Consider the following 21000-nt stretch of genomic DNA (forward strand, 5'->3'; position numbering starts at 1 on the left):
GCCGCTCCGACCGATGCTGCACCCCAATGAAAAACGCCCTGGCGGTTGAACCCGCCAGGGCGTTTGCTTTTCGGCGCCAGGGTGTCCGCAGGATGGCGCTCAGCGCGCCACGCGGGCCTCGATCTCCGTGGCCAGATCAGCCACCGATGTGGCATAGAAATAGCTGCGGTTGTACTTGGTCAGCGCAAAGAAGTTGGGCGTGCCCACGCGATACTGCGCCGTGCCGCGCATTTCCTCGACCAGATCCACCACGCCCAGCGGCTGGCTGCTCCAGCCGTCGCCGGTCGCGCCGGGCTTGAGCCGCGAGCCCGCCGCCGATAGCGTCGTCCAGCTTTGCTTGGGCTCCAGGCCGCCGTCCACCAGGGCGGTGGGATCGGCGGGCAGCACCACCGGCGCGAACACCGGCAGGCCACGCTGCCAGCCGTGCTGCGCCAGGAAGCTGCCCACGGACATGATTGCGTCTTGGGTGTTGTTGGTCAGGTCGATATGGCCATTGCCGTCGCCGTCCACGGCGTAGTGCATCACGCTGGTCGGCATGAACTGCGGCATGCCGATGGCGCCGGCATAGGAGCCCTGCGTTTCCAGCTCAAGCTTGTCGTTCATGACCAGCGTCAGGAAGTCCGCCAGCTGGGTGCGGAACATGGTGGCGCGTTCGGGCTTGGCGGGATCGGGGTAGTCAAAGGCCAGCGTGGCCAGCGCGTCCAGGACGCGGAAGTTGCCCATGTTGCGGCCATACAGCGTTTCGACGCCGATGATGGAGGCAATGATGGGCGCGGGCACGCCGAACCGTTGCGCGGCCTGGTTCAGGAGGTCGCGGTTTTCGTTGTAGAACTCGACGCCCCAGGCGATGCGCTTGGGCTCGACGAAGCGCGACCGGTAGGTCAGCCAGCTGCGCCAGACCTTCTTGCCCGGCGGGGAGGGGGCAATCAGCCGCGCCACCGTGGCGTTGTAGCGTGAGCTTTCAAGGGCGGACACCATCGGCGCCAGCGGCAGTTGCCGTTCGGCGGCCAGGTTTTCCACGAAAGTGCGGACCTCGGGGCGCAGCGCGCCCGACGGGGTCAACGTGGCGGGTGCGTCGTCCGCGAGTTCGGGGCCGAGCGTCGGCGTGCTGGGCCCGATGCGGATGGGTGCGGTCCCTGAAGCCTGGGCGGTTTGGGGAGCAAGGGTGGAGGAGGGTGCTGCGGTGGGAGTGGTGGTGGAGCACCCCGCCAGCAGGGCGGAAAGCGCGCCGAGTTGCAGTATTCGCCGACAGATGAACATAATCTTCCTTATGGAGACCATGTATCTTACCCACCCGGCATGCCGCTTGCATGAAATGGGAAGTTGGCATCCGGAAAGCCCCCAGAGGCTGGACGCCATCTCCGATCAGTTGCTCGCAAGCGGATTGATGCCCTATCTGAATGACCGGCAGGCGCCGCAGGCGTCGCGCCACGACCTCTTGCGCGTGCACACTGTCCAGTACCTGGACAGTTTGCAGAAACATACGCCGGACCTAGGGTATTACCCTATCGATCCGGACACTCTCATGAACCCGCACACCTACGAGGCCGCGCTGCATGCGGCGGGCGCGGGCGTGGCTGCTGTCGACGCCGTGCTGGGCGGCGAGGCGCGCACGGCCTTTTGCGCCGTGCGTCCACCGGGCCATCACGCCTGCCGTTCGCAGGCGATGGGGTTCTGCTTCTTGAATAACGTCGCCATCGCGGCGCAGCACGCCATGGATTTTCATGGTCTGACGCGTGTGGCGATCGTCGATTTCGATGTGCATCACGGCAACGGCACCGAAGACGTCTTCGCTGGCGACGATCGGGTGCTGATGTGCAGCTTTTTTCAGCATCCGTTCTTTCCGAACAGCGGCGCGGATCACCCGGCCGCCAACATGCTGAACGTGCCCGTCCCCGCCTATACCGCGGGCGCCGCGGTCAAATCCATCGTGACGGACACCTGGTTGCCGCGGCTGGAGGCGCACCGCCCGGAACTGATCCTCGTGTCGGCGGGCTTTGACGCCCACCGCGAGGACGACATGGGGCAGATGGGACTGGTCGAATCGGACTACGCCTGGATCACCGAGCAGCTCGTTGGGGTGGCTGACCGCCATTGTCAGGGCCGGATCGTGAGCACGCTCGAAGGCGGTTACAACTTGTCGGCCCTGGGCCGCAGCGTGGTCGCGCACATACGGGCGCTGGCGAAGCTGTAGAATCAGGAAAAAATTGTGCAATGCGATCCCGGCGCAAAGCCGGGTCATTATTTTCCAATTGGAGGCAGCGGGATGAAGGTGTTGGTACCTGTCAAGCGCGTCGTTGACTACAACGTCAAGGTGCGCGTCAAGTCTGATCAGACCGGCGTGGATATCGCCAATGTGAAGATGTCCATGAACCCCTTTGACGAAATCGCCGTCGAAGAAGCCACCCGCCTGAAGGAAAAGGGCGCGGTCGCTGAAGTCGTGGCGGTTTCTTGCGGCGTTGCGCAATGCCAGGAGACCCTGCGCACCGCCATGGCCATCGGCGCCGATCGCGGCGTGCTGGTCCAGACCGATGCCGAACTGCAACCGCTGGCCGTCGCCAAGCTGCTCAAGGCGCTGGTCGACAAGGAACAGCCCCAGCTCGTGATCCTGGGCAAGCAGGCCATCGACGACGACGCCAATCAAACCGGCCAGATGCTCGCCGCGCTGCTGGACTGGCCGCAAGCCACGTTCGCCAGCAAGGTCGAACTGGCCGACGGCAAGGTCACCGTGACGCGCGAAGTCGACGGCGGTCTGGAAACCCTGTCGCTCAAGCTGCCCGCCATCGTGACCACCGACCTGCGCCTGAACGAGCCGCGCTACGTCACGCTGCCGAACATCATGAAGGCCAAGAAAAAGCAGTTGGACACCGTCACGCCGCAAGACCTGGGCGTTGATCCCGCGCCCCGCCTGAAGACGCTGAAGGTCAGCGAGCCGCCCGCCCGCAAGGCCGGCATCAAGGTTGCCGATGTCGCGGCGCTGGTGGACAAACTCAAGAACGAAGCGAAGGTGGTCTGATCATGACGACGCTGGTTATTGCCGAACACGATAACGCCCAACTCAAAGGCGCAACCCTGAACGCCATCGCCGCCGCCGCCAAGATCGGAGGCGACGTGCACGTGCTGGTCGCCGGCGCCAACGCGCGCGCCGTGGCCGACCAGGCTGCCCAAGCCGCCGGCGTGGCAAAGGTGCTGCTGGCCGATGCACCGCATCTGGCCGACGGCCTGGCCGAGAACGTCGCTGCACAGGTCCTGGCCGTGGCCTCGAACTACAGCCACATCCTGTTCCCGGCCACCGCGTCGGGCAAAAACGTGGCGCCGCGCGTCGCGGCCAAGCTGGACGTGGCGCAGATCTCCGACATCATCGGTGTCGAATCCGCCGACACGTTCCAACGCCCGATCTACGCCGGCAACGCCATTGCCACCGTGCAATCGGCCGACGCCGTCAAGGTCATCACCGTGCGCACGACCGGCTTTGACGCCGTTGCCGCCCAAGGCGGTTCCGCCTCGGTCGAAGACGCCGCTGCCGTGGCCGATTCTGGCCTGTCCACGTTTGTGGGCCGCGAAGTCGCCAAGAGCGACCGTCCCGAACTGGCCGGCGCGCGCGTCGTGGTCTCGGGCGGCCGCGGTCTGGGCAGCGCCGAAAACTTCAAGATCCTGGATCCGCTGGCCGACAAGCTGGGCGCCGCGTTGGGCGCTTCGCGTGCCGCCGTGGACGCCGGCTACGCGCCGAACGACTGGCAGGTTGGCCAGACCGGCAAGATCGTCGCGCCGCAGTTGTACGTGGCCGTCGGTATCTCGGGCGCCATCCAGCATCTGGCCGGCATGAAGGATTCGAAGGTCATCGTTGCGATCAACAAGGACGCCGAGGCGCCGATTTTCGGCGTTGCCGATTACGGTCTGGTGGGCGATCTGTTCACCGTCGTTCCCGAGCTGACGAACGCGCTGTAAATTACAGCCGTTGCAATCAAAACCGCGGGCCAGGCGCCCGCGGTTTTTTTTTGGGCGCCGCGCAACTCGCGTGCCCAAGATAATCGAAATTGTTTTATTTTCGTAAAGACTCTGATAACGTACCTCGCGCGCTACTCACTGTTTGCGATTGTGCTTGACCTGTACAGAACGAAGGAGATTCGTGATGGAATGGTTCTTTGACACGCTACGTAAGTTCCCGGAGCTGGCGATTTTCTTGACCCTGGGCCTGGGATATTGGATCGGGGCCAAGAAAATCTTCGGATTCAATCTGGGCGCAGTGACCGGGACATTGCTGGTGGGCGTGCTGGTCGGCCAGCTCAACATCTCGATTGCTCCCATTCTGAAGCAGGTGTTCTTCCTGCTATTTCTTTTCGGTCTTGGCTACGGCGTCGGACCGCAATTCTTCCGCGGCATGAAAAGCGATGGCCTGCCTCAGGTCATATTTGCCGTCATCATCTGCGTGCTCTGCCTGCTGGTCACCTGGGTGACCGCCATCGGATTCGGCTTTGATGCCGGCACCGGCGCGGGGCTGCTGTCCGGCGCGCAGACGATATCGGCGGTCATGGGCGTGGCGACCGACACGATCAACGGCCTGTCCGTCGACGCGGCGACCAAGAAGCAGTGGATCGACAACATTCCCGTGGCCTACGCGGTCTGCTACATCTTCGGCACGGTCGGCAGCGCCTGGCTGCTTGCTTCCCTTGGTCCCAAGCTGATGCGCGTGGACATCGTGAAGGAATGCAAGGAGTACGAGGCCAAGATGTCCGGCGGGGCCGATTCGATGGAACTGTCGGGCTACCGCAAGTTCACCGCGCGGGCCTACCGGCTGGACCATGCGGAATACGTCGGCAAGACGGTGGGCGAACTGGAAGCGAAGTTCGTGGACGCCCGAGTGTTTGTCGAGCGCATCCGCCGCGGCGACCAGATCATCGATGCCGACTCCAGCACCACGCTGCAGGCCGGCGACGTGCTGGGTGTGACGGGCCGCCATGACGCGCTGGTGCTGCAGGCGGCGGGCCTGATCGGCACCGAGGTCGAGGATCGCGACGCCATCAACCTGCCGGCGGAGATTGTCGAGGTCGTGCTGACCAACAAGAACGTGGCTGGCAAGACGCTCAAGGAGCTTGCCGAGAACGAGACCGTGCGCCAACTGGGCCGCGGCGTGTTCCTGCGCAAGGTCGTGCGGGGCGGGCACGAGATGCCGGTCAACTGGGGCCTGAAACTGGACCGCGGCGACCGCCTCTTCATCCTCGGCGCGACGCGCGACGTCGAACGCGTGGTCAGCAAGCTGGGCTATGTGGATCGCGCCACCAACCAGACCGACATGGTGTTCGTGGGCTTCGGCATTCTGCTGGGCGGCCTGTTCGGCACGCTGGTGCTGACGGTGGGCGGCATTCCGATCACGCTGTCGACGTCCGGCGGCGCGCTGATCTCCGGGCTGATCTTCGGATACCTGCGGTCCGTGCATCCGACCTTCGGTCGCGTGCCCGAGCCAGTGCACTGGTTCCTTACATCGGTGGGCCTGACCGCATTCGTCGCGGTGGTGGGCATTGTGTCGGGACCGGGCTTCGTGCAGGGCTTCCAGCAGTTGGGGGCCAAGCTCTTCATCGCGGGCGTCATCGCCACCAGCATCCCGATGATCCTGGGCGTGCTCATCGCGCGCTACGTCTTCAAGTTCCACCCCGCCATTTCGCTGGGAGTGTGCGCGGGGGCGCGGACCACCACCGCGGCGATCGGCCAGATCACCGAGACGGCAAAGAGCCAGGTCCCGGCGCTTGGCTACACGGTGCCTTACGCCATCGGCAATACCCTGCTCATCATCTGGGGCATTGTCATCGTCATGCTCATGGCTTAGCAGGACTGCCCGCAAGCCTCGGCTTGCGGGTGCTACAGAGAAGCGCGGCATTCATCACGGCGCCCGTCTTCATGGCGCCTGTCATCACGCACACCAGGAGTACACAAATGGCTTCCACTGCGCCCGTCACCGCCAGCCTGGCCTCGGCCTTAAAGACCACGCGTTCGCGCCAGCGCGACCTTGAGCAGCTTTCGCCGTTCGAACTGAAGGACTACCTGATCACCCTGGCCAAGGATAATCAGCAGACGTCCGCGCTGACCATGCTGAACGCGGGCCGCGGCAATCCCAACTGGATTGCCACCGAACCGCGCGATGCGTTCTTCCTGCTGGGCCGGTTCGCAATGAAGGAGGCGCGCCGGGTGCGCGACGACGTCATTCTGGCGGGCATGCCGCCCAAGAAGGGCTGCGCCGACCGGCTGCGTAAATTCCTGTCCAAGCACAAGGGCGAAGAAGGCTACGACTTTCTTGCCGGCGTGCTGGAGTACGGTGTGAAGGTCAAGGGATTCGATCCTGACGAATGGATCCACGAGCTGACCGACAGCATCATTGGCGACAACTATCCCGTCCCGCCGCGCGCGCTGGTGCACCTTGAACAGATCGTGCATGACTACCTGATCAAGGAAATGTGCGACGGCCGTCCGCCCAAGGGCAAGTTCGATCTGTTCCCGGTCGAAGGGGGCACGGCGGCGATGTGCTACATCTTCGATTCGCTGATGCAGAACGGCCTGCTCAAGCAGGGCGACACGATCGCGCTTTTCCTGCCGACTTTCACGCCGTATATCGAGATTGCGCATCTAGAGCGCTTCCAGTTCAAGATCGTTGGCATCAACGCCGACAGCTTGCGCGCCGATGGCACGCACGATTGGCACTATCCGGCCTCGGAGATCGCCAAGCTGGAAGATCCCAAGATCAAGCTGGCGGTCACGGTGAATCCGAGCAATCCGCCGTCGGTGGCGTTCAGCCCCGTCGAAATGAAGCAGATCGTGAAGCTCATCCGGAAGAATCCGGATCTGGTGCTGGTGACGGACGACGTGTACGGGACCTTCGTGCCGAATTTCCGGTCGCTGATGGCCGAAGTGCCGCAGAACACGATCTGCGTGTATTCGTTCTCGAAAAACTTCGGTTGCACGGGCTGGCGCCTGGGCGTTATTGCCACGCACGAGAACAACACGATGGACCGGCGCATCGCCGAGCTGCCCGCGTCCTGGAAAAAGCGCCTGAACAAGCGCTACGGCGCCATGACGATGGAACCGGAGAAGCTCAAGTTCATCGACCGCATGGTTGCCGACAGCCGCAATGTGGCGTTGAACCACACCGCGGGATTGTCCCTGCCGCAGCAGGTTCAGATGGGCTTCTTCGCGTTGTCGCACCTGCTGGACCTGAAAGATTCCTACAAGCATCTGACGATGGAAATCGTGCGGGGCCGGCGCGATGCCCTGTGGCGCGGCCTGGGCATTCCCATGCCGCCCGAGGATCCGATGCGCGGCTGGTACTACGTGGAGCTGGACTTCATGGTGTGGGCCAAGATCACGTATGGCGACGCCTTCTGCAAGTACATGACCAGCAATTACGAACCGGTGGATTTCCTGTTCCGTCTGGCGGAGAAATCGGGCGTGGTGCTGATGGATGGCGGCGGCTTCGGCGGTCCGCCGTGGTCCATCCGCGTATCGCTGGCCAATCTGGATGACGCGGACTACGCCAAGATCGGCAAGTACATGGTCGAAGCCGCGACCGAGTACGTCGAGGCCTGGAAGGCGGGCGAGCTGGTGCGTTCGGGTCCGACTGCCGGCAAGGGTCAGACGGTCAAGGCGGCGGCCGGCAAGAAGGGCGCGGCGGCCGGCAAGACGCCAGGCAAGACCGCCGCCAAGAAGGCCGTGAAAAAGGCGGTGAAGAAGGCGGACACGGCGGCCAAGTCGGCCAAGCAGGCGACCGCGAAGTAGGACTCCGTGCTGCGGGCAACCGTGAGGCAGGCAACTGCAGCGCGGTCAACCGCAACGCAGGAAATTGCAGCGTAGGCAACAACAGCGTAGGCAACAACGGGGCGGCGTGGACTCATGACGTGTTCGGTCGGGTTTTTCAATAGCGTTCCCATCGCGGTGCTGTTCGTCACGGTGGGTCTGGGATACCTGATCGGCAAGCTGAAGGTCGGGCCGATTCAGCTTGGCGGCGTGTGCGGCACGCTCATCGTCGCCCTGCTGATCGGCCAGACGGGCTGCCAGATGCGCGGCGACCTGAAGGAGGTCGCGTTTGCCCTGTTCATCTTTGCGATGGGCTACTCCGGTGGCCCGCAGTTCTTCGCGAATCTCAACCGGTCCAGCCTGCGATACGTTGTCCTGCCGCTGATCGAGGCGTTGCTGGTGCTGACGATCGTGCTGGCGGCCGTGCCGCTGTTCGGACTGGATGCCGGGACCGCAGCGGGCCTGGCCGCGGGCGCGGCCACCGAATCGGCGGTGGTGGGCACCGCCGCCGAGGCGCTCAAGCACCTGGGACTGCCCGACGCCGAAGTGCAGCGCATGGAGGCCAACATCGCCACGGCCTACACGTTGACCTATCTGGTCGGTCTCATCAGCATCGTGTTCTTCACCAGCCAGGTGGCGCCCGCGCTGCTGCGCATCAACCTGCGCGAGGCGTCCAAGGCGCTGGAGGCCAAGCTGGGCGCGACGCCCGGCGACGACGACGAGGCCAGCCTGCCGACGCTGCCGCGCCTGGTGGGACGCGCCCACGTGGTCAAGGACGTCGATGGCAAGCGGGTGGGCGACGTGGAGGCCCAACTGGGCGGGCGCACCGTGATCAGCCGCGTCCTGCGCAACGGCGAGGCCGTCGACGCCACGCCCGACTACGTGCTTGCGACCGGCGACATCGTGGTGGTGCTGGGACAGCGCCGCTTTGCGCTCCGGGCCGGGTCGGTGATCGGCCCGGAGATCCAGTTGCCCGAGGCGCACGCGGACGACCTGCAGTTGAGCGAGCTGCAGGTCATCGTCAGCAAGAAGACCGTGAACGGCCACACGGTGGGCGAACTGGCCCTGCGGCCCAACGCCCGGCGCGCGCGAGGCGTGTTCCTGCAATCCATCTCGCGCTCGGGCCATGTGCTGCCCATAACGCCCGCGACGGTGGTGCAATTTGGCGATCTGGTCACGCTGGTGGGCGCGCAGCCCGAGCTTTCCGAGGCGGGCGCGGCGCTGGGTTCCGAACTGCGCCGCAGCGGCGTGACGGACCTGGTCTTTCTGGCCTTTGGCATTCTGGCCGGGCTGATGATCGGCAGCCTGGGCGCAAGACTGTGGGGGATTCCGGTCTCGCTGGGCAGCGGGGGCGGGGCGCTGGTAAGCGGCCTGGTGTGCGGCTGGATCAATGCCAAGCGGCCCTCGATCGGGCACATGCCGGCCCATGCTGTGCAATTGCTCAAGGATCTGGGCCTGGCGATCTTCGTGGCGTGCGTGGGCTTGTCGGCCGGGCCGGATGCGCTGTCGCTGATCCGCGAGCACGGGGCGGTGCTGCCGCTGATCGGACTGCTGGTGTCGCTGGGGCCCGCGTGCCTGTCGCTGTGGGTGGGGCACAAGCTGCTGAAGATCGAGGGGCCGCTGCTGGTGGGCGCCATTGCCGGGCAGCATGTCAGCACACCGGCCATCAGCGCCATCCTGACGGCCAGCGGCAGCTCGGTGCCGCTGCTGGGCTACACGGTGACGTATGCCATTGCCAACGTGCTGCTGCCGGTGCTGGGACCGATCATCGTTTCGCTGGCGTATCACCTGAGCTGAGCCAGGCGTCCGGCAGCTTGCGCTCTATGGTGTAGCCGCTGCGAATATTGCATAAGGTTATATGACTTGCGTATTTCCTCGCCTAAAGGTTTGATGGAAGAATCGTTTCACACGCGGTAACGTCACACGGCAACCTCCGCCACGAAACGCTAATCCGCGCTGCGGCCCAAGCCGGGCCGCCAGCCGGTCCCTTCAACTGAATCCCGTACAGGAGACACCATGAGTCAACTACGTCTGGGCGACGTCGCCCCTGATTTCGAGCAGGAATCCTCGGCTGGCAAGATCCGCTTCCACGAGTACCTGGGCAACAGCTGGGGTGTGCTGTTCTCGCATCCGGCCGATTTCACGCCGGTTTGCACGACCGAGCTGGGCTACACGGCCAAGCTGGCCGACGAGTTTGCCAAGCGCAACGTGAAGGTCCTGGCCCTGTCGGTCGATGGCGCCGATTCGCACGCCAAGTGGATCGAAGACATCAACGACACGCAATCGACGACGGTCAACTTCCCGATCATCGCCGACAAGGACCGCAAGGTTTCCGAGCTTTACGACATGATCCACCCGAATGCCAGCGCCACGGCGACCGTGCGCTCGGTGTTCATCATCGATCCGAACAAGAAGGTCCGCCTGACCATCACGTATCCCGCCAGCACGGGCCGCAACTTCAATGAAATCCTGCGCGTCATCGATTCGCTGCAGCTCACCGACAGCCACAGCGTGGCCACGCCGGTCAACTGGGAAGACGGCGACGACGTCATCATCGTTCCGTCCCTGCAGGATGAAGCGGTGATCAAGGAAAAATTCCCGAAGGGCTACAAGGCCGTGCGTCCGTACCTGCGCATCACGCCGCAACCGAATAAGTAAATTCGAAAAATGGGGGGTAGGCCCCCCGGCTTGAACGCGGCCCCGCGCCGCCCGAACCGCCGCGATCTTCATAGAGGATCGCGGCGGTTTTTCGTTGTTGGGATGCTAGTCCTATATGCCTCTTGGCGATGAGCAACCAAATAATGATTCGTTCCGTTCAGATCGGCCAGCACGCAAACTTGCCTCCACATTGCAGATCACAGGGAGCAAGGGATGTCTTTCAGGAAAGCCGGTTGGTTGGCCGCCTTGGCCGCAGTGACGGTTTCATTCGCCGCGATTGCGCCGGCGCAGGCGCAGCAGAAGCAGACGCTGCTGAACGTCTCTTACGATCCGACGCGCGAACTCTACCGCGCGATCGATGACGCCTTCATCAAGCAGTACAAGGACAAGGCGAACGTCGACCTGACGATCCGCCAGTCGCACGGCGGTTCCGGCCGTCAGGCGCGCTCGGTGATCGACGGGCTGGAAGCCGACGTCGTGACGCTGGCGCTGGCCTACGACATCGACGCCATCGCCGACCGCGGCCTCTTGCCTGAGAACTGGCAGGCCCGCCTGCCGCAGAACAGCTCGCCGTACACGTCCACCATCGTGTTCCTGGTGCGCAAGGGCAACCCCAAGCAGATCAAGGACTGGGACGACCTGCTCAAGGATGGCGTGCAGGTCATCACGCCCAATCCCAAGACCTCGGGCGGCGCCCGCTGGAACTACCTGGCCGCCTGGGCCTACGCGCTGGAAAAGAACGGCGGCAGCGAGGACAAGGCGCGCGCCTTCGTCGGCGACCTGCTCAAGCACGTGCCGGTGCTGGATACCGGCGCGCGCGGCGCCACCACGACGTTCGTGGAGCGCGGCGTGGGCGACGTGCTGCTTGCGTGGGAGAACGAGGCATTCCTGGCGCTGGAAGAACTGGGTCCGGACAAGTTCGACATCGTGGTGCCGTCGATGTCCATCCTGGCCGAGCCGCCGGTGGCCATCGTCGACAAGGTCGTGGACAAGAAGGGCACCCGCGCCGCCGCGCAGGCCTATCTGGAATTCCTGTACACCCCGGCCGCGCAGGAGATCATCGCCAAGAATTACTACCGTCCGCTGGACAAGACGGTTGCCGCCAAATACGAGGCCAAGTTCCCCAAGGTCAAGCTCGTCACCATCGACGACAAGATCTTCGGTGGCTGGCGCAAGGCGCAGAAGGATCACTTCAGCGACGGCGGCACCTTCGACCAGATCTACCAGCCGCAGAAGAAGTAACTGCATAACGTTCGGACGATGGCCATGACTTCAGCCTCGAACCCGGCGGCAACCGGCGCGCAAGCGCCTTTTGCCGTTCGGCGCAACAGCCCGGGCGTGCTGCCCGGATTCGGTATTTCCATGGGCTACGCGGTGCTGTATCTCAGCGTGCTCGTGCTGATCCCGCTGGCCGCCTTGCCCATCAAGAGCGCGGGGCTGGGATGGCAGGGCTTCTGGGACGCGGTGACCGCGCCGCGCGTGATGGCCTCGTACCAGCTGACGTTCGGCGCCTCGCTCATCGCGGCGCTGGTGAACCTGGTGTTCGGCACGGTCGTCGCGTGGGTGCTGGTGCGCTATCGCTTTCCGGGCAAGAAGATCCTGGATGCGCTGGTCGACCTGCCGTTCGCGCTGCCGACGGCGGTGGCGGGCATCGCGCTGACCGCGCTGTATTCGCAGAAGGGCTGGCTGGGCGGACCGCTGTCCGAATGGTTCGGCCTGAAGGTGGCGTTCACGCCGCTGGGCATCGTCATCGCGCTCATCTTCATCGGCGTGCCGTTCGTCGTGCGCACGGTGCAGCCGGTGCTGGAAGACGTGGAGCGCGAGATCGAAGAGGCCGCCGCCAGCCTGGGCGCGGACCGCTGGCAGACCTTCCGGCGCGTGCTGCTGCCGACGATCATGCCGGCCCTGATGACGGGCTTTGCGCTGGCGTTCGCGCGTGCGGTGGGCGAGTACGGCTCCGTGGTGTTCATCGCGGGCAATATGCCGATGGTGTCCGAGATCACGCCGCTGCTGATCATTTCCAAGCTGGAGCAGTTCGACTACGCCGGCGCGGCCGCCATTGCGACCGTGATGCTGGTGCTGTCGTTCGTGCTGCTCCTCATCATCAACCTGTTGCAGGGCTGGCAGGCGCGCCGCGGCCTGGGGAGGCAGTCATGAGCGCACCGGATCGTCCCGCTCACCTGACCGAGCCGCGCTGGGTGCGCGGCATTCTGCTGTTCATCGCGCTGGGATTCCTGGCGCTGTTTCTGCTGGTGCCGCTGGCGGCCGTGTTCGCCGAGGCTTTCAGGAAGGGCTGGGCGCTGTACCTGGACGCCATCGTCGAGCCTGACGCCCTGGCGGCGATCCGGCTGACGCTGCTGGTCGCGGCCATTGCCTTGCCGGTGAACCTGGTGTTCGGCGTGGCCGCCGCGTGGGCCATCACCAAGTTCCAGTTTCGCGGTAAGCAGTTCCTGATCACGCTGATCGACCTGCCGTTTTCGGTGTCGCCGGTGGTGGCGGGCCTGGTGTTCGTGCTGCTGTTCGGCTCGCAGGGCTGGTTTGGCGAATGGCTGCAGGCGCACGACATCAAGATCGTCTACGCGGTGCCCGGCATCATCCTGGCGACCTTGTTCGTGACCTTTCCGTTCGTGGCGCGCGAGCTGATCCCGCTGATGCAGGCACAGGGCAGCGAGGAAGAACAGGCCGCGCTGACGCTGGGCGCGAGCGGCTGGCAGATCTTCTGGCGCGTGACGCTGCCGAACATCAAGTGGGGTCTGTTGTACGGCGCGATCCTGTGCAATGCGCGGGCCATGGGCGAGTTCGGCGCGGTCTCGGTGGTGTCGGGCCAGATCCGCGGGCTGACCAACACGATGACGCTGCACGTCGAGATTCTCTACAACGAGTATCAGTATTCCGCGGCGTTCGCCGTCGCCTCGCTGCTGGCGCTCCTGGCGCTGGTGACGCTGGTGGCAAAGAACGTGGTCGAGTGGCGCAACGCGCGCCTTCAGCAGAACGCGGACCAGCCGGTGGAGTATCCCGGCGCCGCGGTGGCCATCAAGCCGGCGGTCGCCTGACGCGACCGCCCGGGCAAGGAGACAGTCATGAGTATCGAAGTACGCAATCTATCCAAGCGGTTCGGTCAGTTCCGCGCGCTGAACGACGTGTCGCTGCACATCGAGACCGGCGAACTGGTGGCGCTGCTGGGGCCGTCGGGCTGTGGCAAGACGACGCTGCTGCGCATCATCGCCGGGCTGGAATCGGCCGATTCGGGCAGCGTGCTGTTCGCCGGCGAGGACGCCACGGCCGTGGACGTGCGCCAGCGCCAGGTCGGATTCGTGTTCCAGCACTACGCGCTGTTCAAGCACATGACGGTGTTCGAGAACGTGGCGTTCGGCCTGCGCGTCAAGCATCGCTCGCAGCGTCCGTCCGAGGACCAGATCAAGCGCAAGGTGCACGACCTGCTGGGCCTGGTGCAACTGGACTGGCTGGCCGACCGCTATCCGGCGCAGTTGTCCGGCGGGCAGCGCCAGCGCATCGCTCTGGCGCGCGCGCTGGCGGTCGAGCCGCGCGTGCTGCTGCTGGACGAGCCCTTTGGCGCCCTGGACGCCAAGGTCCGCAAGGAACTGCGTCGCTGGCTGCGGCGGCTGCACGATGAACTGCACGTGGCCAGCGTGTTCGTCACGCACGACCAGGAAGAGGCGCTGGAAGTCTCGGACCGCGTGGTGCTGATGAACGCTGGCCGCATTGAGCAGGTGGGCACGCCGCGCGAGGTCTGGGAAGGGCCGGCCACGCCGTTCGTCTACGGCTTCCTGGGCGACGTGAACCAGCTTCAAGGCACCGCCACGCGCGGCGTGTTCCAAGGCGCCGGTCTGTCGCTGCCGGCGCCGGAGCTGGCGCAGGCCGATGCGCAGCGCGCCACCGCGTACGTGCGGCCGCACGAATTCGAGGTCGAACGCTATCGCGCCGGCGCCGACGGCATTCCGGTGCGCCTGTCGCACGCCTATCTGGCCGGTCCCAGCGCGTATCTGGAACTGGCGCGCCAGGACACGGACGCGATCATCGAGGCCGAGGTGCCCGAGTCGCTGTACCAGGAACTGAATCTGCGGGACGGCGAAATCCTGCTCGCGCGTCCCCGCCGGGCGCGCATCTTTGCGGTGCAGCCATGACGACTACCGATACCTCCGTTGAACTGAACCCGGCGCTGGCCGCGCGCTGGCGCGATCTGACAGCGCGCCTGGCGGACATCCAGCGCCGTTATCCGGATGCTGCGCTGGCGTCGTCGCTGGCGGCCGAAGACATGGTGCTGACCCACGCCATCTACGACTCGGGCCTGGACCTGGAAGTCTTCACGCTGGATACGGGCCGACTGCATGCGGAGACCCTGGGCGTGCTGGACGCCGTGCGGGAGCGTTATGGCCGTGAGGTCACCGTGTACCGGCCTGTTCAGGCGGCGGTCGACGAACACGTCGCAGCCCATGGCGCGTATGCCTTCTACGAAAGCGTCGACTTGCGCAAGGCCTGTTGCCAGATCCGCAAGGTCGAGCCGCTCAAGCGTGCGCTGTCCGGCCGCGGCGCCTGGATCACCGGGCTGCGGCGCGCGCAATCCACGACACGCGGCGAGCTGCTGATGGAAGAGGACGACGCCACCTTCGGCCTCTACAAATTCAACCCGCTGGCCGAGTGGAGCGAGGACGAGATTTGGGCCGCTATCCGCGCGCTCGGCATTCCCTACAACCCGCTGCACGACCAGGGCTACCCGTCCATCGGTTGCGAACCCTGTACGCGCGCCATTCGCCCCGGCGAAGACCTGAGGGCAGGGCGCTGGTGGTGGGAGTCGTCCGACTCGAAGGAATGCGGCCTGCACGCGGGCAACCGGGTCATCACCATTGCGGCGCGCGCCGATTGAGCGCAGCCACGAATTCATATTGTTATAGGGGAATACCTATGTCTGCCGTGATTCAACGCAGCCACCTGGATTGGCTGGAATCGGAAGCGATCTTCATCCTGCGCGAAGTCGCCGCCGAATGCGAGAAGCCCGTCCTGCTCTTTTCGGGCGGCAAGGACTCCGTGGTGCTGCTGCGCCTGGCCGAAAAGGCCTTCCGGCCGGGACGCTTTCCGTTTCCGCTGATGCACATCGACACCGCCCACAACTTCGACGAGGTGATCGCCTTTCGCGATGCCCGCGCGGCCGAGCTGGGCGAAACCCTGATCGTGCGCAGCGTTGAAGACTCGATCAAGCGCGGCAGCGTCGTGCTGCGCCGCGAGACCGATTCGCGCAATGCGGCGCAGGCGGTGACGCTGCTGGAAGCCATCGAGGAATTCGGATTCGACGCCTGCATCGGCGGCGCGCGCCGCGATGAGGAAAAGGCGCGCGCCAAGGAGCGCATCTTTTCCTTCCGCGACGAGTTCGGCCAGTGGGATCCCAAGGCCCAGCGCCCTGAGCTCTGGAACCTGTTCAACACCCGCGTGCATCGCGGCGAGAACATGCGCGTCTTCCCGATCTCGAACTGGACCGAGCTGGACGTCTGGCAGTACATCCAGCGCGAACAGCTGGCGCTGCCCCCGATCTATTTCGCGCACGAGCGCGAGGTGGTGCGCCGCAAGGGCCTCCTGGTGCCCGTCACCCGCCTGACGCCGCCGGCCGACGGCGAGCAGGTCGAACGCCTGTCCGTCCGGTTCCGCACCGTGGGCGATATCTCGTGCACGTGCCCGGTCGCCTCCGACGCCACCGACACCATGGCCATCATCGCCGAGACCGCCGTGACGGACATCACCGAGCGCGGCGCCACGCGCATGGACGACCAGACTTCCGAGGCCTCGATGGAGCGCCGCAAGAAGGAAGGCTATTTCTGAATGAGATGACGCGCCGGCGCATGCCGGCGTCTGGGGAACCACATGAACGCACTGAACGATTCCTTTCTTTCCGGCGCCGACACCGGCGTGCTGCGCCTGATCACGGCGGGCTCCGTCGACGACGGCAAGTCCACGCTGATCGGCCGACTGCTGTATGACAGCAAGGGCGTCTTCGCCGACCAGCTGGACGCGATCTCGCGCGCCAAGCACAAGCGCGTGGCGGGCGACGGCATCGACTTCTCGCTCTTGACCGACGGCCTGGAAGCCGAGCGGGAGCAGGGCATCACCATCGACGTCGCCTACCGCTACTTCTCGACACCCACGCGCAAGTTCATCATTGCCGACGCGCCGGGTCACGAACAGTACACGCGCAACATGGTGACCGGCGCGTCGACCGCGGACGTCGCCGTCATCCTGATCGACGCGACCCGCGCCGCCGACGGCAAGCTGCTGCCGCAGACCAAGCGGCACAGCACCATCGCGCGCCTCCTGGGCATCCGGCACATCGTGGTCGCAGTCAACAAGATGGATCTGGTGGACTGGGACCGCGCGGTGTTCGAACGCATCCGCGACGCCTATGCGGACTTGGCGGTCAAGCTGGGCATCCCGCACTTCGACGCGCTGCCGTTGTCGGCGCTGAGCGGCGACAACGTCGTCACGCTGTCCGCCAAGACGCCCTGGTACGAAGGGCAGCCGCTGCTTGCGTTGCTGGAATCGCTGGACCTGTCGGGCGACGGCCGCACCTTGCCGCTGCGCTTTCCGGTGCAATGGGTGTCGCGCCATGGCGGCGATCGCGCGGACGATTTCCGCGGCTATGCCGGCCGCGTTGCCAGCGGCGTGCTGCGTCCTGGCGACGAAGTGACGGTGCAGCCGTCGGGCGTGACGGCAGTGGTGCAGGAAGTGCGTGCGTTTGATCGCGCGCTGGATGAAGCGGTGGCCGGTGATTCGATCACGCTGGTGCTGGACCGCGATGTCGACGTGTCGCGCGGTGACGTGATCGTACACACCGCCGCGCCGGCGCAGGTGTCGCGCGAGTTCGAAGCCGAGCTGTGCTGGCTGGATGCGCAGGCGTTGAATCCCGCGCGTAAGTATCTGCTGAAGTCGGGCACGCGGCTTACGTCCGCGAAGGTGCGCGCGGTGTTGTCGCATCGGGATATTCATGAACTGCAGGAGGTCGAGAACACCGAAGGCACGCTGCGCATGAACGACATCGGTCGCGTAACGCTGACCACTCGCGAGTCGTTGGCGGTCGATCGTTATGACGATGTGGCGGCGACCGGCGCGTTCATTCTGATCGACGAAGCCACGCATCAGACGGCCGCGGCGGGCATGTTGCGGTAAACCGCAAAACGGGCTGAGAAACGGGCCTGCGCGGCCCGTTTTTTTGTGTTGTTTTTCGTCCAAATCCAATGCTGGCGCGGGTTTCCGGGCCATATCGCAAGATGAAATCGAATTGTTCAGACGATGTCTTCTTCTTGCGGTAAAGTTGGGCTGTCTTACGAAAAGGCTTTTGGTGCTTGTCAAAACCACTGTGTTTTTGTACAGTAGTTTTTATGGCACGCACCGATCATTCTTTTCCCGCCGGTTCTGGGTCCCCGGCTGCCGCCCCCGCCGCCTTGCGCGGTCGGGGTGCGGTTACTAATGTTCGGCATCGCTTTCAGCGCGATGACCGCGTGCAGGTCGACGACGGCTGGTCCGCTTCCGGTCTGCCTGCGGATTTCCTGGATTCCGTCCCCGATTCCATTTCCGATGGTTCTGGCCCGGCCACGGTCATCCCCATCCTGCCCGACACGCGCTCCGCGCCGCCCGCACCCAAAACCACGGTCACCGCGGAAGAGGCGCGCAAGATCCTGTCGCGCAACGATTCCCCCGACATTCCCTTTGATGTGGCCGCCAATCCGTATCGCGGTTGCGAGCATGGTTGCGTGTATTGCTACGCCCGGCCCACGCATTCCTACCTGGGCTATTCGCCGGGGCTGGACTTCGAAACGCGGCTGGTCGCCAAGGCCAACGCGGTCGAGGCCCTGCGCGCCGAACTGGCCCGTCCCGGCTACAAGCCGTCGCCCATCAATATCGGTTCGGCCACCGACGCCTACCAGCCCATCGAGCGCGACTGGCGCCTGACGCGCGGCATGCTCGAACTCGCGCTTGAAACCCGCCATCCGGTCACCATCGTCACCAAGAACGCGCTGGTCGCCCGCGACCTGGACTTGCTGGCAGCCCTGGCGCAACAGAACCTCGTGGTGGTCTACATCAGCATCACCACGCTGGACGCCGGCATGGCCCGCACGCTGGAGCCCCGCGCCGCTGCGCCGTGGCGCCGCCTGGAGGCGGTGCGCAGCCTGACCGACGCCGGCGTGCCGGTGGGCGTGCTGGTGGCCCCGGTCATCCCGTTCATCAACGACGAATCCATGGAGCACATCCTCCAGGAGGCCAAGGCGGCTGGCGCCCATTACGCCAGCTACACGGTCCTGCGCCTGCCCTGGGAGGTCAAGACCCTGTTCGAGGACTGGCTCAACGCCCACTACCCGGACCGCGCGCAACGCGTCCTGCACCGTATCGAAGACCTGCGCAACGGCCGCCGCAACGATCCCAACTTCGGGTCACGCATGCGCGGCACGGGCATCTGGGCCGATCTGCTGCGCCAGCGCTTCGCGGTCGCCACGCGCAAGCTGGGGCTTAACCGTACGCGGCTGTCACTTGATTGCAGCCGGTTTGTGCCACCTGCGGGTCCCGGCGCGTCGGCGCCCGGCGCGTCGGCGCCCGGCGCGTCGGCGCCCCTGTTCGATGGCGCGGCGCCGGGTGGCTCGGCGCCGGCTGGTGCCGCGGCCGCGGGCAGTGCGGGCAGTTCCGGCAACGCCGCTACCGATTTTCAATCCCCGGTTGATGCGAAAGCGTCTTCAGGGGTCCCTTTTCCTGGTGGTTTGCCTGCGGTCAGCGGCGCATACGGGCGCGGTGCGCGCCAGTTGCGCGCCATGGCGGCCGGCCAATTGTCTTTGTTCGATTGACCGCAGGCCGCTGTTGCCTCGGGTGCATGCCAGGGCGAATCGCCTCGGCGCTGGAACGTTTATCCAAGGAGTTCCCATGAACACCGCTGATTTTTCCGTCCTGCAGGATGAGCTCGTCGTTTCCCTGAATCCGTTGCGCCGCGGCGCCAACCGCGCCCGCGCCTTCTGCGCCCGGCTGACCGGTGTGGCCATGCCCTGGACCGGGTCGGCGTCCGATGCGCGCACGCGCGCCACCCGCATGCCCGCCCGCTGGCCTTTCCCGCCGGCGCCGACGCCCGATGAGGCTTCGGCCGGCGGTCCGGTGGCCGGCACTCCGGTGGCCGGCATTCCGGTGGCCGGCATCCCGGTGGCCGGCACTCCGGTGGCCGGCACTCCGGCGGCCGACGCTCCCGCAGGCCTGCCCGCAGCTGGGGTATCCGTCGTCGCCCCGGCCGCTCCCGCCGCCACCGTGACGCGCGATCAAAGCATCGGGGACGCCAAGGCGCAACCGGCTGGCAATCAGCTCACGATGAAAGCCATGATTACGGACGTGGTGCTGGTGCTGGCCTGGGGCGCGATGATCCCCGGCCTGATGTGGTTGGGCGTGGCCGGCGGCTTCTGATGGCCGCCTGCTTCCGATGACCGCCGGCGGCGCTCAGCTCGATCCCAGAAGGATCACGCCCGCCAGAATTGACACGCAACCGGCCAGACGGCCCACGCCCACTTTTTCGCGCAGCAGGAACATGCCGGCAAGGGTGCCGAGCATCATGGACATTTCCCGGGCAGGCGCCACCAGGCTTAGCGGCGCGCCGTTGCGCAGCGCATACAGCACCAGGATGTACCCCAGCGGCGACAAAAACCCCACGGCCAGCGCCAGGTGCCAATGTCCGCGCATGGATTCCCACGATTGCGTGGGGCGGCGCAGCATGTGGGGCGTCATCATGGCGGTGCGGGTCACACAGGTAAACCAGTCGAACAGCACCGGACTGATCAGCAGCACTTTCACGCCGTACGCGTCCACCACCGTATAGGCCGCGATGAACAGGCCGATCACCACGCCCCAGCGCACGCCGACCCACGCCTGAGCCTGCTTGAAGATGGCCAGCCGTCCCTGGGTGGCGATCAGCAGCACTCCGGCCACGACGCACAACATGCCGACGATGCCGGTGCTGGTGGCGGGTTCGCCCAGCAGCAGGAAGGCGCCGGTCGTGGAAAGCAGGGGGCCGGTGCCCCGGGCAATCGGGTACACCACAGACAGGTCGGCCACCTGATAGCCCCGTTGCAGGCACAGGCTGTAGCCCAGATGCAACAGGCTGGAGGTCAGGATCGCGCCGACGACCGGCCAGGTCCAGTTCATGCCGTCGTGCATCAACACCCAGATCACCCACGGCGCGTACAGCACCGAGGCGCAGAGCCCATAGGCAAATACGAACGGTGCGCCCACCATGGCCGCGCGCTTGGCAAGGAGGTTCCACGTGGCGTGGGCCATTGCCGCCAGGACGACCAATATCAGGGACGAGTGCGACATGAGGGAACAGCGTCAGATGACGTGTTTGTTACAGGAGTTGGAAGGGTACCGCAAACCTTGCTGAAGGCGCACATGTTACCCGAGGCTCTGGGGAATTTTTGGTGTAGAATCATTGGTTTGCCAAATCTCATCCTCTGCTTGCGGCATAGCATCGCGACACAAGCTCACAGGAAATCCGCATTGCGGACAACCCATGAGAACCAGTAGCCATGC

At 65.2% G+C, this 21000-nt stretch carries 18 protein-coding genes; 16 read left to right on the plus strand and 2 right to left on the minus strand.

Annotated elements, in window-relative coordinates:
• Positions 1–99 precede the first annotated feature (99 nt).
• Entirely contained in the window at positions 100–1260 is a 1161-nt protein-coding gene (mltB, locus tag CLM73_RS07420) for a lytic murein transglycosylase B (protein WP_105237933.1), read from the minus strand.
• 10 nt (positions 1261–1270) lie between these two features.
• Between mltB and CLM73_RS07425 the strand changes: the two genes are divergently transcribed.
• The 16 genes from CLM73_RS07425 (at position 1271) to CLM73_RS07500 (ending at position 19881) form a co-directional block, all read left to right on the plus strand.
• Positions 1271–2194 carry a histone deacetylase family protein gene (locus tag CLM73_RS07425; RefSeq protein WP_199778265.1) on the plus strand — a complete coding sequence of 308 codons (924 nt, stop codon included), beginning with the start codon at positions 1271–1273 and terminating at the stop codon, positions 2192–2194.
• A 72-nt stretch (positions 2195–2266) separates the two neighbouring features.
• A complete protein-coding gene (locus CLM73_RS07430; RefSeq protein WP_056322273.1) occupies positions 2267–3016 on the plus strand; it encodes an electron transfer flavoprotein subunit beta/FixA family protein in 750 nt (249 codons plus the stop codon).
• 2 nt (positions 3017–3018) lie between these two features.
• A complete protein-coding gene (locus CLM73_RS07435) occupies positions 3019–3948 on the plus strand; it encodes an electron transfer flavoprotein subunit alpha/FixB family protein (RefSeq protein ID WP_056567625.1) in 930 nt (309 codons plus the stop codon).
• 184 nt (positions 3949–4132) lie between these two features.
• Complete coding sequence (gene aspT / locus CLM73_RS07440; protein ID WP_105237934.1) at positions 4133–5824, plus strand: aspartate-alanine antiporter; 1692 nt, start codon at positions 4133–4135, stop codon at positions 5822–5824.
• Between the two features lie 107 nt (positions 5825–5931).
• The gene (locus CLM73_RS07445; RefSeq protein WP_105237935.1) at positions 5932–7764 is read left to right on the plus strand and encodes a bifunctional aspartate transaminase/aspartate 4-decarboxylase; all 1833 of its coding nucleotides are present in this window, start codon (positions 5932–5934) and stop codon (positions 7762–7764) included.
• Between the two features lie 114 nt (positions 7765–7878).
• A complete protein-coding gene (gene aspT / locus CLM73_RS07450; protein WP_105237936.1) occupies positions 7879–9579 on the plus strand; it encodes an aspartate-alanine antiporter in 1701 nt (566 codons plus the stop codon).
• A 219-nt stretch (positions 9580–9798) separates the two neighbouring features.
• Positions 9799–10440: a peroxiredoxin gene (locus tag CLM73_RS07455; protein WP_105237937.1), complete on the plus strand. Its 642-nt coding sequence runs from the start codon at positions 9799–9801 to the stop codon at positions 10438–10440.
• Positions 10441–10653: 213 nt separating this feature from the next.
• Complete coding sequence (locus CLM73_RS07460; RefSeq protein ID WP_105237938.1) at positions 10654–11682, plus strand: sulfate ABC transporter substrate-binding protein; 1029 nt, start codon at positions 10654–10656, stop codon at positions 11680–11682.
• Between the two features lie 24 nt (positions 11683–11706).
• On the plus strand, positions 11707–12597 hold the full coding sequence (gene cysT, locus CLM73_RS07465; protein ID WP_105241412.1) for a sulfate ABC transporter permease subunit CysT: 891 nt from the start codon (positions 11707–11709) through the stop codon (positions 12595–12597).
• Complete coding sequence (gene cysW, locus CLM73_RS07470) at positions 12594–13493, plus strand: sulfate ABC transporter permease subunit CysW (RefSeq protein ID WP_105237939.1); 900 nt, start codon at positions 12594–12596, stop codon at positions 13491–13493. The genes cysT and cysW overlap by 4 nt, the downstream gene beginning before the upstream one ends.
• A gap of 27 nt (positions 13494–13520) precedes the next feature.
• Positions 13521–14585, plus strand: coding sequence for a sulfate/molybdate ABC transporter ATP-binding protein (locus tag CLM73_RS07475; protein WP_105237940.1), 1065 nt, complete (start codon positions 13521–13523; stop codon positions 14583–14585).
• On the plus strand, positions 14582–15325 hold the full coding sequence (locus CLM73_RS07480; protein ID WP_105237941.1) for a phosphoadenylyl-sulfate reductase: 744 nt from the start codon (positions 14582–14584) through the stop codon (positions 15323–15325). The genes CLM73_RS07475 and CLM73_RS07480 overlap by 4 nt, the downstream gene beginning before the upstream one ends.
• A 38-nt stretch (positions 15326–15363) precedes the next feature.
• Entirely contained in the window at positions 15364–16272 is a 909-nt protein-coding gene (gene cysD, locus CLM73_RS07485) for a sulfate adenylyltransferase subunit CysD (protein WP_056567596.1), read from the plus strand.
• A 42-nt stretch (positions 16273–16314) separates the two neighbouring features.
• Positions 16315–17613 carry a sulfate adenylyltransferase subunit 1 gene (locus tag CLM73_RS07490; RefSeq protein ID WP_105237942.1) on the plus strand — a complete coding sequence of 433 codons (1299 nt, stop codon included), beginning with the start codon at positions 16315–16317 and terminating at the stop codon, positions 17611–17613.
• Between the two features lie 212 nt (positions 17614–17825).
• Complete coding sequence (locus CLM73_RS07495; RefSeq protein WP_418904931.1) at positions 17826–19280, plus strand: PA0069 family radical SAM protein; 1455 nt, start codon at positions 17826–17828, stop codon at positions 19278–19280.
• Between the two features lie 76 nt (positions 19281–19356).
• Positions 19357–19881, plus strand: coding sequence for a hypothetical protein (locus CLM73_RS07500; protein ID WP_105241413.1), 525 nt, complete (start codon positions 19357–19359; stop codon positions 19879–19881).
• 33 nt (positions 19882–19914) lie between these two features.
• Here CLM73_RS07500 and CLM73_RS07505 read toward each other — a convergent pair whose 3' ends face one another.
• Entirely contained in the window at positions 19915–20787 is an 873-nt protein-coding gene (locus CLM73_RS07505; RefSeq protein WP_105237943.1) for a DMT family transporter, read from the minus strand.
• Between the last annotated feature and the right edge of the window lie 213 nt (positions 20788–21000).

It is taken from the genome of Achromobacter spanius (genome assembly GCF_002966795.1).
In the GTDB taxonomy this organism is placed as follows: Bacteria; Pseudomonadota; Gammaproteobacteria; order Burkholderiales; family Burkholderiaceae_B; genus Achromobacter; species Achromobacter spanius_D.